Genomic DNA, 12,054 nt, shown 5'->3' on the forward strand with positions numbered 1-12,054 from the left:
CAAGAAACGGTAGTGTTTGTCCAAATAGTGAGATTTATCATGGGTCAAATCCTGCATACTCCGATTCGCAAGCCCAATCGGTTATCCAAACTCCACATTGTGAAAGCGATCGCACTTATAGTGCTACGAATTCTAGTATTTATCCTGATCGCTTTAGCTATTATCCCAGTCGCATTATTGCCCGTTAGCACCACCGTTCCCGCATCGATTCTAATTCTGTTTGCAATGGCAGAAGTCGCCCTTTTGATAGCGGTGTTTCGACTTGGCTTTACCGTGCGCGTTGTTCTTGCCGAGCTTGCAGGGTTTGTGGCGATCGCCCTCCTCGCCATTTTCGCCTCACAAGTATTCGCATCTACACCGCCCATTGTCGATGCCAACGGCAAACCCATTTCCAACAGCATTGCGGTACTAGAAAAAGTGAAACTCGGCGGTTCCGAAGAATGGATCACGATTCGCGGCAAGGATTCGCGCAATCCAGTGTTGCTTTTTCTGGCGGGTGGTCCTGGTGGTAGCCAACTTGTCAGTGAGCGACGCGCACTGGCGGGATTGGAAGATCGCTTTGTTGTCGTCAACTGGGAGCAACCAGGGTCAGGCAAATCTTTCGATGCGGTAGACCGTTCCAAGTTGACACCCGATCGCTACATCACCGATGCCCACGAACTGGTCTTGAATCTGCGGCAACGCTTTGGCAAAGAAAAAGTTTATGTATTGGGTGAGTCGTGGGGTAGCGCCCTTGGCATCATGGTGGTGCAACGCTACCCAGAATTGTTTCATGCTTTTATTGGCACGGGGCAGATGGTGGCATTTCTTGAAAACGATCTGATTTGCTATGACTTTGCTCTGCGTTTGGCACAGGAACGCGGAGATACAAAGAAAGTAGAACAACTTAAGCAACAGGGTTCGCCGCCTTATTACGGCAACGATGTTGCAATGAAAAGCGCGACCTACCTCACGGAAACATTCAATTACATGAATGCGAATCCTGCGATCGCCAATGCAGGGTTCAACACGTTTCAAGACCTTGCAGGTTCCGAGTATGGATTGTACGACAAAGTAAATTTTGTCCGAGGAGTGCTGGACACTTTCGGAATTGTTTACCAGCAATTGTGGGGTGTGGACTTTCGCAAGCAGGCGAAGCGCCTTGAAGTGCCAGTCTATTTTCTGATTGGTCGCCACGATGTCAATGCACCGCCTAAGCTGACCGAGGAGTATTTTAATCTCCTCACTGCGCCCCATAAAGAATTGATTTGGTTTGAACATTCAGGTCACAGCCCCTGGATAAATGAGTCAGCCCAATTCATTGATGTGATGGTAAATCAGGTTCTGACGAATATTCCAGCCACGTCATGAGGTCTCGTGAAATCAATGCGGAAGCGATCGAACCGACAACTCTTAGGAGATTAAAAATGGAGATTAAAAAATGAACGCGACATCCAAAATACCCATAACTCGACAAACAGCGATCGCTTTGGGCTTTTGGTCGGCAATATTCGCAAGTGTATTTACGATTTTACTTGTCTTGATTGCCATTGGGACTTCTCTCATGTTCCCTATCAAAGCATGGAATGGAATACAAACTTATGCAGAGAATTTCAACTTTCTGGATATGACAAGCTTCATCCCTGCCTTCTTCCTCGCTCCGACTATGGTTATCTTGATAGCTTGTATCAACGCGATCGCACCTGCATCGAAGAAGATTTTTAGCCAAATCGGTTTAGCATTTGCGATTGTGTATGCTGCCATTATTCCGACCAATTACTATCTCCAGTTATTCGTGGTGCGCCTGAACCTGCAAAGCGGCACACTGGAGGGATTAAGCATCCTCGCTCAGCCCAACTTACATTCCATTTTTTTTGCACTAGAAACTCTTGGCTATGGGTTTCTAAGTTTGGCAACCATATTTATCAGTTTTGTTTTCACTAGCGGAAAGTTAGAGATTTGGATGCGATCGCTATTTATTGTCAGTGGCGCGGTGGGAATCTTTGGTGTGTTGGTTGCTCCATTTGACCAGCCATATCTTATATTTGCAGGACTGGGGTTATGGTCTCTCGCTTTCCCTATTTCAACAATTTTGCTTAGCATTTTCTTCCACAGATCCCTAAAATAAGGCATTTCAGATTGTATTTTATATCGTTCTCAATCAATTCAATCAACTTATTCATGAAGTCATGCGATCTCCTGTCACGGTCAAGAAGATTATCTATACAACTATTTTCGGGATCATTTCGATTATCACCATCTATCAAATTCTGAAGTAACCAATATAGGTAAGTATCATGTGGATTAAATCGATTGCAATTATTAGCGTTTTAATCATAGTTAGCTTTGGAATCGCTCTCACTTATGCTCGCGATCGCTGGCGGGTTGAAACTGACAAATTACGAGTCAAAATGATAAATGGACAGCAATCAATTCACCGTAAAACCTATGATCCAGAAGAGATTACAGGTTTACCAGAGCCTGTACAACGTTATTTTAAGACTGTTCTTCAGGATGGACAGGCAATCGTATCAAAAGTTGAACTCTCGCAGCAAGGATTTTTCAACATGAATGAAAAGCTGGATAAGTGGAACAAGTTTATCGCCACTCAATTAGTGGTCACTCACCGACTAGGTTTTGATTGGGATGCCCGTATCCAGATGGCTCTAAAGCTGGAGGGCTTTGTCCATGATACTTACTTGTTGAGAGTAGGCAACTTACACGCATCATTATTGGGGCTTTTTACCCTTGCAAATATGTACGATACACCCGAATTAAATCAAGGAGAATTATTGCGATTCTTTGCTGAGGCAGTTTGGTATCCTACTTCTCTATTACCCAGTCAGGGTGTAAGTTGGGAAGCAATTAATGATAATTCTGCTCTTGCCACTTTGACCGATGGAGAGACAACTGCTTCAGTCGTATTTCAGTTTAACCCTGAAGGCTTGATCTCTAGTCTGCGGGCTGAGAAACGTTATCGTGATAAGACGACCGCTATGCCTTGGAGTGGTCGATTTGGGGAATATTCACTTCAGAGCGGGATGCTTATTCCTTTGTATGGCGAAATTGGATGGGAACATCCAGAAGGGCTTCGACTCTATTTTAAGGGAAAAATCACCAAGATTAGCTATGAGTTTGCATTGTAAATTATATTTTGTGTTGTAATCAATCAAATCAAGCAGGAAATCAAGCGATCGCCTGTCATGGTTAGATTTTTGCAATAGCGTATAAACTGAGTGATTCCATGAAAAAAGTACTCATTATCAATGGACACCCAGACAAGGAAAGCTTCTGTTTTGCGATCGCAGAAAGTTATAAAAAAGGTGCTGATTTATCTGGAGCAGATTGCAAATTGGTGCATCTAATTGATTTGGATTTCAATCCCATTTTGACTTTTGGATATAGAAAAGTAAGCGAGTTAGAACCTGATTTGGTAAAAATACAACAAGATATCCTAGCAGCAGACCATTTAGTTTTGGTTTACCCGAATTGGTGGGCAACTTTTCCTGCACTTTTAAAAGGATTTGTCGATCGAGTTTTTGTGCCTAATTTTGCCTTCAAATACCGTGAGAATTCTCCATTTTGGGACAAATTATTGGTCGGGAAAACCGCAAGGATGATTGTCACAATGGATACGCCTAAATGGTATTACTTTTTGATGAATATAAATGCTGGACACAATGCAATGAGAATTGGCGTATTAGAATTTTGCGGTATAAAACCCGTAAAAATCACCTCATTCGCTCCTGTAAAATCATCCGATGATGTAAAAAGAAGAAAATGGTTTGCTGAAGTTGAAAAATTAGGGAAAGAGCAAAAATAAAAATGAAACCGCCATTTACGATTGAACAATTTTTAGCAGTTTTTAAAAACTATAATCAGCAAGTTTTTCCAATGCAGGTTGTGTTTTGTTTGATAAGTGTCTTTGCAATCTATTTGATAATAAAACCTAACTCAAAATCCAATAAAATCATCAGTATTATTCTTTCATTTTTATGGATATGGATGGGATTTGTCTACCACATTATTTTTTTCACTGCAATAAATAAGGCAGCTTATTTATTTGGGGCATTGTTCATTGTTCAAGGTGCTTTATTTTTGATTTTTGGCATTTTTCAAAACACACTATCATTTCGATACCATTTTGATAAATTTGGGATTACAGGAATGGGTTTGATTTTATTTGCACTGATTATTTATCCGATTTTAGGATATTTTTTCGGTCATATTTATCCTTCATCGCCCACCTTTGGTCTGCCTTGTCCGACAACTATTTTCACTTTTGGTATTTTGCTAATAAATGGTAAAAAATGTTCGCTCACAATTCTTGTCATTCCTTTTTTCTGGTCAGTTATTAGTTTTATGGCAGCCTTTCAATTCGGCATATTGGAAGATATGGGATTATTAGTGGCAAGTCTAATTACAACCTCCTTATTAATCTATAGAAATAATAGACTGCTAGTTGGAAAAGTAAATTAATTTTCAAAAATGGAACTTGACCTTTCATAAATAAAATCTAGAAAATCATGAGCATAATAAAAACATGAAACAGAAAAAGCGATCGCTAGAGCAAATTGGATTTTTTCTACTTTACACTTTCTCGATAACTTGGCTATCTTGGCTAGTTATAATCATTGGAAATACATATTTTAATGCTCTTTGGTATGGTGAGCCTTTATTTTGGATACCTTACTCGATCGGCAGTTGGGGAGCAGTCATTAGTTCCTACATTATTTATCGACAGTTCAAGGAAAATTTTAGAGAAGCATCTTTTAGGAAGTTTGTCTTTGGCAAAACAATTGATAAAAAAGTATGGCAGATATTTGGACTATTTACAATTTGGCGATTATTGATGATTTGGATTGCTTTTGGTATCAATAAACCTATCTCAATTCTCTCGATTATTATTAATTTACCACTCCTCATTCTTTTAGGTGGGCTAGAAGAATTAGGTTGGCGGGGAATTTTGCAGCCTCAATTAGAAAAAGCAATTAATTATTTACCCTCTATCTTGATGGTAGGAACTATATGGAGTCTATGGCATTTGCCGTTATGGTTTATCAAAGGCTCACCTCAAAGTTCATTCCCCTTTGGATTGTATTTATTCTCAGGAGTAGTTTTAACTTCCAGTTTTACAACCCTTTATAAATACACAAACAACTTATTCCTTTGTGTATTAAGTCATGCTTGGTTTAATGGATGTATTGGATTAGCTCTATATATTGGTAATAATGGAGCTTTGCAGCTAAATCTGGATTGGAAAGCAATTTTAGTTTTTTCAGTTGAGCTAATAGTATCAGTCATTTTAGGAATTGCCTATAGTCGCAAGAAATCCTCATATGTTAATCAACATTTTCAAAATTAATTAAAAAGATATCACTCATCCAAACATGTCGATTTATGACACTTAAAACGGAAAATTTATGAAAACATCCAATCATTCTAAAACAGAAAAGAATCATTCAGTTGATTCAGCCAAAGCGTTGATGAGTATTGCACAGAGCGACGTCAAAGAAGTTTTACATCTCTTCGATACTGAGTTGGATGGGCTGAGTGAGACTGAAGCAAAGCAGCGATTAGAGAAATATGGACTGAACGAGATCGATCGCGAAAAACCGATCGCATGGTATTTACAACTGTTGAAAACGGTGACTAATCCCCTCTCGCTTTTACTCATACTTCTAGCAGTGATTTCACTATTTACTGGAAGTGCGATCGCCGCGCTAATCATTTTTATCATGGTAATTTTTGGCGGGTTGTTGCGCTTTTCGCAGGAATTTAAATCAAATAAAGCTGCCGAAAAGTTACGCGAAATGGTCAGTGCAACGGCTACTGTTAACCGCAAGGATACTAATAAAGACGCAATATCAAAATCTGCATCTAAAGAAGAAAAGGGAATAACCGCAGGAATAGAAATTGCGGTAAAGTTACTAGTCCCTGGTGATATTGTTTTTCTGTCCGCAGGAGATATGATTCCTGCTGATGTCAGACTGATAGAGGCGAAAGATTTATTTCTCAGTCAGTCAACTCTCACAGGCGAGTCGCTACCTGCGGAGAAACATGTAGATCTTCCAGATGACAAAGAGAAAAATCCCCTAGAGTTAGTCAATCTCTGTTTTATGGGAACAACGGTAGTTAGTGGGTCTGGAACCGCCGTTGTTGCCGAAACTGGCAGTCGAACCTATCTTGCCTCATTAGCTAAAACCATCAGTGGACGCAAACCACGCACCAGTTTTGATAAAGGTGTGAATGGTGTGACCATGCTATTAATGCGCTTCATGTTGGTTATGGCTCCATTAGTGTTTGTGATTAATGGAATATTTAAAAAGAACTGGGTTGAGGCTTTTACCTTCGCTTTGTCGGTAGCGGTGGGACTAGCTCCAGAGATGTTGCCTGTGATTGTCACCGCAAATTTGGCGAAAGGGGCGATCGCGATGTCTGACAAAAAAGTAATTGTCAAAAACATTGATGCAATTCAAGACTTTGGATCGATGAATATCCTTTGTACTGACAAAACAGGAACCCTCACTCAAGATAAAATCGTCTTGCAGAGACACTTAGATCCCTACGGTCAAGAAAGTACCGATGTCTTAAAATATGCCTATCTCAATAGTTTTTATCAGACGGGTTTAAAAAATTTATTAGATATCGCGGTTCTCGATCACAATCAAGAACTTGAATCTTTAGAAATCGAGAAAAACTATCAGAAATTTGATGAAATTCCTTTTGACTTCCTGCGTCGTCGGATGTCTGTTGTAGTCGAGGAAAAGGGAAATCAGCACGTTCTGATTTGCAAAGGTGCAGTTGAGGAAATCCTCAAAGTTTGTACTCAACTCAAAGTCGATGACAAGGTTGTGCAAATGGATGAATCAGCCCATACTAAAGTTAGCAATTTGCAACATGCACTAAACGGTGATGGATTAAGGGTGATTGCGGTTGCCTACAAAGTAATGCCTCCAGAGCAATCGCATTATACGATCGCTGATGAGAGCAATCTAATTCTACTAGGCAATATCGCCTTTCTCGATCCGCCCAAAGATTCGGCTGCTGAAGCAATTAAAGCCTTAAAGCGCAATGGAGTTGATGTCAAAATTATCACTGGCGATAATGAAATCATCACTCGAAAAATATGTAAAGATGTGGGTTTACCTGTCCATCACATCTTGTTAGGAAGCGATGTTGAATCCTTATCAGATGATAAATTAGCCGAAGTTGCCGCAACTACGACTATTTTCGCAAAAGTCTCTCCAACCCAAAAAGCAAGAGTGATTCAAGTATTACGCAAGAAAGGCAATGTTGTCGGATATATGGGAGATGGCATTAATGATGCCGCCGCTTTGAGAGAAGCAGATGTGGGTATCTCCGTAGACACGGCGGTGGATATTGCCAAGGAGTCGGCTGATATCATTCTATTAGAAAAGAACTTATTGATTTTAGAGTCTGGAGTAACTGAAGGTCGCAGAACTTTTGCTAATATCATCAAATACATCAGGATGGGGACTAGTTCTAACTTTGGGAATATGTTTAGCGTCTTAGGTGCGAGTGCGCTATTGCCATTTTTGCCAATGCAACCAGTACAAATCCTGATCAATAATCTTCTCTACGATTTCTCTCAAACAGGTATTCCTTTTGACGATGTGGATCGAGAAGATCTAGCTAATCCACCAAAGTGGAAGATTGACAATATCCAGCGATTTATGATCTTCATTGGTCCCATTAGTTCCATCTTTGATTATGCAACCTATTCTCTAATGTGGTTTGTGTTTGGAGCAAATTCTATTGATAATCAAGCTTTGTTTCAAACAGGTTGGTTTGTGGAAAGCCTAATGACACAGACTCTAATTGTCCATGTAATCCGTACATCGAAGATTCCATTTTTTCAAAGTCGAGCAGCTTTCCCCATGTTAGCAATTACTGCCGCTGTAATGGGGATTGCCATATATTTACCATTTTCCCCGATCGCATCCAGTTTAGGATTCGTTCCCTTGCCAGCCGTTTATTTTGTCTGGTTAGCACTTATCCTCACTAGCTACTGCGTATTAACTCAGTTTGTAAAAACTTGGTTCATCAAAAAATATGGATATAACTAATAATGTTTTACATTTACAGCGCATTGCGCTGTAATGGATAAAAAAATGGATAACAGCAAATCAGAAAACCGCTCACCATTAAAATTCTTTCTACTTGTTTATGGACTGTCTATTCCGTTATGGATAATTGAAACAAGAATTGATATAAAAGGGCTACCGCTAGATATTCCTATAACAGACATATTAGCTGCATTTACACCATTGATTGCCGCTAATATTCTCGTTTACAAAGAAGAAGGAATTATTGGTACTAACAAACTGTTTAAAAGAATTTTAGATTTTTCAAGAATCACAAAAATGATATGGTACTTGCCGATCGCTTTGCTACCATTTTTAATATATTTGTTGATATACATAATAATCCACCTCATAGGATTGCCGCTTCCAATCGATTTTTCCATTCCTTTTCTTTCTATCCCTTTTCTTTTTTGTCTATTTTTCATCGGAGCCGTGGCGGAAGAAACTGGCTATATGGGTTATGCGATCGATCCTATGCAAGAACAGTTTGGCGCTTTATCCGCAAGTATCCTTATGGGCATACCTTGGGCAGTATGGCATTATCCATCAATAATTCAACAGGGACACAATTTTATTTGGATAGCTTGGGCAACTCTTGGTACTGTTGCCGTGAGAGTTCTAATTGTTTGGATTTACAACAACACAGGGGAAAGTTTATTTGCTTGCATCCTATTTCACACCTTGTTGAATGTCGGAAGACTTTTGTTCCCAAGGGATGGAATACATAATCCATTGGTTGATTATCCTGAAGTTCACTATTCAATAATGGCAATTGCTGCTTTTATTGTTGTCTTTCTATGGGGATCGAAGACATTAGCTCAATATAGATACACCTGATTTGGCATCAAGTTTCATGTTTTGTACCGCAATCAATCAATTCAATCAACTCATTCAGGAAGTCATGCGATCGCCTACTGCAAACCTTTAGAAAATATATTGTTGAAGCGATCGCCCCATAAATCACGACGCTTAACTATTTCTGAGAACCGACATTGATCGGCGTAAACTGTACCGAAGCCGTATATGCCCAATCCAGAAATGATATGATCTCAAGAAAAGGATTAAATACTGCGCTATCCAAACCAAAGCGATCGGCATCAGAAATTTGGGCGGAGTTTGATTCTATTCGCAATTCATTATTTCATTCACTTGTTTCTTAAAATGAACGACAACCGCAATCCATTGCCTAAAGCTGACAGTAATTCTCAATTACAAAGAAAGAGTATTATAAGCTTTCAAAAAATTTTACCAGTTAAGATGTTTGTCTTTCGAGATGAACGAGCAGATGATGCTGGAGTAGATGGTTCTCTAGAGATTCTGATCGACGGATGCTCCACTAACATGCGTGCTCAAGTTCAACTTAAAAGTAGTCATCATAAGAAGGCAAGATTAGATGGAATTGTTACTTCTCCATCAATTGACATAAGCAATTTCAACTATTTACTGAATGGGGTTCTTGGATTGTACGTTTTTTATGTTGAAGACGTAGATAAACTATTTTATGAATGGGCTACTGATGAAAATCGTCGCCTTAGTATGATTGATTCTGACTGGAGAAGTCAGGGGAAAATTTCTATTCCTCTCAAAGAGCTTAATGAAGCAGCGATTCAAGAAATATATGAGAGGATTAAGCGAGAAGCAGAGTTGCGTCGTGAAATGTTGGAAGCCTTAGCACATGCGCCCACAAATGATAATATATCGGTCTCTATCAACCCATCCACACTTGAAAGTGAAAATTCTGTTGAGATTGAAAAGATATTAAGTTCTGCTGGTATGACTTTAGTTGCATCAGGATATTCTAATTCTGTCCTTGAAAAGCTAAAACTAATAAGTCCGAAAGCTTCTGCTCATGCAAGATTTAAGCTGATAAGTGCCTATGCAAATTATTCTACTGGTAGATATCAACTTGCTTTAGGTTTGGTTGCCGATGCTATGATTACTAATACTAATAATAATAAGCTAAAAGAAGAAGATCAAAGACTTGCAGAAGGAATTCATTTAGCTTGCCAAAAAAATCTTGGCATAATCACAAACGATCAGTATTTTCAAGAGATTGAGGCTAAAGCTAAAGGCGATGAGATTCTACACATGGAGGTTGTACTACAGAGACTCACAAACAAAATTCGTTCTCAAATAGATCGCGATGAAGAAGCGTTACAAGAAATTCAAGAACTCAAAAGCAAAATTGTCTCTTCTGAGAAATCGTCAGATAATTCAAAACTCGGAGCAAGGGTTAAATATCTTGAAGTAATGGGATTTGATGCTGTACGAGAAATTTTCTCGGAAATATTGAAAGCTGGTGCAAGAAAGGAAAGTTCAGTCCCTATTTCATTAATTGATCAGATATCTGATTTGAAAACAGCTTTTAATCGATTTGAAGAATGGAATAAAGAGGCTGATGCTCTTATTCAAGATGCAATTAAAGTTAATCATCCTATTTTTGTGGCTGATGCGATTTCAACTAAAGCTTTTATAAGCCTTATGGAGCTTATTTCTAACATATCCTATGCAGAATTTGAAGAATTGTCTTTTGACCAGTCAATTATTAAAGATAGAGTGCTTCTAATTCTTGATTGGTGTAAAATGGCTCAAGAAATTTACAAATAAGCCAATATGCTTGAGGGAGAAGTTCGTATTCAATTGATAATGGCTCAGGCATTTGAGATTATGGGGCAGTTAGAGCCAGCGAAAAAACTGGCTCAAGGTGTTTTAGGAAAAGCTAAGTTACTCGGATACAGGCTCCATATAGAAACTGCTAATCAAGTTATCTCAGAAAAAACCTTGTTTTCTACGTGTATTCAAAGTGCTCGCATGGTGCTACTTCAGAAACAGTCTGATGAATATGATCCGTTAGATCTAGATACAGAGGAGGATATACAGGATTTTACAAATCATCTGATGGAAACATACAAAATTCCAGAGGAACGTAGAAAGTATGTAGTAATACAAGCACTTTGTACGAGAGATACTGCTAGAGAAAAATCTCAGTGGTGTAAATATCTAGAAATACAGCAAAATCGGACACATACTTTTTTGCCAGAAACCTATTATGCTGAAGATCCTGATAGGCGAGTTATTTGTTCAAAGTTCAATTATTGTGTTGATAACAAGTCACCAGATTGGATTGAGCCTATTAAAGAATTAAAGAAAATTCATTGCTCTAATTGCCTTGATAGAGAGACAGCATGTATATCTAGCTCTGTTGTTCAATAAGTGCGATCGCCGATCTTGTCTGCTGCATTAATGAAGTGCGACGCACCTTATTTTTGTTTATACCGATACTGACTTGAACAAAGATACAATTTTTTAGTTAGACTAGAGTAAGTTCTTCCTCTACTAAACTGAGTAATAACTTTCAATCTAGGAGCAGCCATGCTAGACACAGCAACATTTGAGCAACGCTTGATAAACCTTGAACAAGTAGTATTCGATCTTCAACATAAATTTGAAAGTAATCCTAACTCTGACAATTGGCTCGATAGTCTCGTAGGCTCAATCTCTGACGACTCAGCTTTTCTTGAATCTCTAGAATATGGACGTGCTTTTCGGCAGTCTGACAAACCTATTGATGACACTGACAAATAATCGTGAAATATTTGCTCGATACCGACCACATCAGTTTTCTTCAGCGCCGTTCCAGTTCAGAGTTTATTCGATTAACTTTGCGGATGTCACAACATTCGCTCTCTGACTTTGCTTTATCAGTTATTAGTTTTCATGAGCAAGTAATTGGCGCTCATAGCTTCATCAATCGCGCCCAAACAAATACAGATATGGCTCGTGGATATGCGCTGTTGTTAGAAACTCTCAACAGTTTTGCAAAGGCTCCAGTTCTACCATTTGATGCTAAGGCGATCGCCATATTTGATGAGATGCGAAATCAGAAAGTTCGTGTGTCTACAATGGACTTGCGAATTGCAGCGATCGCCATTTCTAACAACTTGGTATTACTTACCCGAAATACTGG

13 protein-coding genes are annotated in these 12,054 nt (G+C 39.0%); 12 read left to right on the forward strand and 1 reads right to left on the reverse strand.

Annotation, left to right across the window (positions count from 1 at the left end; translation table 11 throughout):
• Positions 1-12 precede the first annotated feature (12 nt).
• From APA_RS12565 to APA_RS12600, 8 genes are all read left to right on the forward strand, one after another.
• Positions 13-1,350: an alpha/beta fold hydrolase gene (locus tag APA_RS12565; protein WP_236579560.1), complete on the forward strand. Its 1,338-nt coding sequence runs from the start codon at positions 13-15 to the stop codon at positions 1,348-1,350.
• Positions 1,351-1,420: 70 nt separating this feature from the next.
• Positions 1,421-2,107, forward strand: coding sequence for a hypothetical protein (locus tag APA_RS12570; protein ID WP_201322612.1), 687 nt, complete (start codon positions 1,421-1,423; stop codon positions 2,105-2,107).
• 169 nt (positions 2,108-2,276) lie between these two features.
• The gene (locus tag APA_RS12575; protein WP_201322613.1) at positions 2,277-3,125 is read left to right on the forward strand and encodes a DUF6544 family protein; all 849 of its coding nucleotides are present in this window, start codon (positions 2,277-2,279) and stop codon (positions 3,123-3,125) included.
• Positions 3,126-3,223: 98 nt separating this feature from the next.
• Positions 3,224-3,802: an NAD(P)H-dependent oxidoreductase gene (locus APA_RS12580; RefSeq protein ID WP_201322614.1), complete on the forward strand. Its 579-nt coding sequence runs from the start codon at positions 3,224-3,226 to the stop codon at positions 3,800-3,802.
• A gap of 2 nt (positions 3,803-3,804) precedes the next feature.
• On the forward strand, positions 3,805-4,458 hold the full coding sequence (locus APA_RS12585) for a DUF6064 family protein (RefSeq protein WP_201322615.1): 654 nt from the start codon (positions 3,805-3,807) through the stop codon (positions 4,456-4,458).
• Between the two features lie 64 nt (positions 4,459-4,522).
• On the forward strand, positions 4,523-5,344 hold the full coding sequence (locus tag APA_RS12590; protein ID WP_201322616.1) for a CPBP family intramembrane glutamic endopeptidase: 822 nt from the start codon (positions 4,523-4,525) through the stop codon (positions 5,342-5,344).
• 58 nt (positions 5,345-5,402) lie between these two features.
• Entirely contained in the window at positions 5,403-8,069 is a 2,667-nt protein-coding gene (mgtA, locus tag APA_RS12595; protein WP_201322617.1) for a magnesium-translocating P-type ATPase, read from the forward strand.
• Positions 8,070-8,114: 45 nt separating this feature from the next.
• Positions 8,115-8,924, forward strand: a complete 810-nt coding sequence (locus tag APA_RS12600; protein WP_201322618.1) for a CPBP family intramembrane glutamic endopeptidase — start codon at positions 8,115-8,117, stop codon at positions 8,922-8,924.
• 136 nt (positions 8,925-9,060) lie between these two features.
• Here the strand turns inward: APA_RS12600 and APA_RS12605 are convergent, their stop codons facing one another.
• Positions 9,061-9,219: a hypothetical protein gene (locus APA_RS12605; RefSeq protein ID WP_201322619.1), complete on the reverse strand. Its 159-nt coding sequence runs from the start codon at positions 9,217-9,219 to the stop codon at positions 9,061-9,063.
• 29 nt (positions 9,220-9,248) lie between these two features.
• On the opposite strand from APA_RS12605, the gene APA_RS12610 reads away from it, so the two are divergent.
• The 4 genes from APA_RS12610 to APA_RS12625 form a co-directional block, all read left to right on the forward strand.
• A complete protein-coding gene (locus APA_RS12610) occupies positions 9,249-10,694 on the forward strand; it encodes a DUF4365 domain-containing protein (RefSeq protein WP_201322620.1) in 1,446 nt (481 codons plus the stop codon).
• 6 nt (positions 10,695-10,700) lie between these two features.
• Positions 10,701-11,300: a hypothetical protein gene (locus APA_RS12615; protein WP_201322621.1), complete on the forward strand. Its 600-nt coding sequence runs from the start codon at positions 10,701-10,703 to the stop codon at positions 11,298-11,300.
• Between the two features lie 159 nt (positions 11,301-11,459).
• Positions 11,460-11,672: a transferase hexapeptide repeat containing protein gene (locus APA_RS12620; protein ID WP_201320611.1), complete on the forward strand. Its 213-nt coding sequence runs from the start codon at positions 11,460-11,462 to the stop codon at positions 11,670-11,672.
• A gap of 2 nt (positions 11,673-11,674) precedes the next feature.
• On the forward strand, positions 11,675-12,054 hold a 380-nt coding region (locus APA_RS12625), incomplete at its 3' end, for a type II toxin-antitoxin system VapC family toxin (protein ID WP_201322622.1).

The organism is Pseudanabaena sp. lw0831 (assembly GCF_016584665.1).
Classification (GTDB): domain Bacteria; phylum Cyanobacteriota; class Cyanobacteriia; order Pseudanabaenales; family Pseudanabaenaceae; genus Pseudanabaena.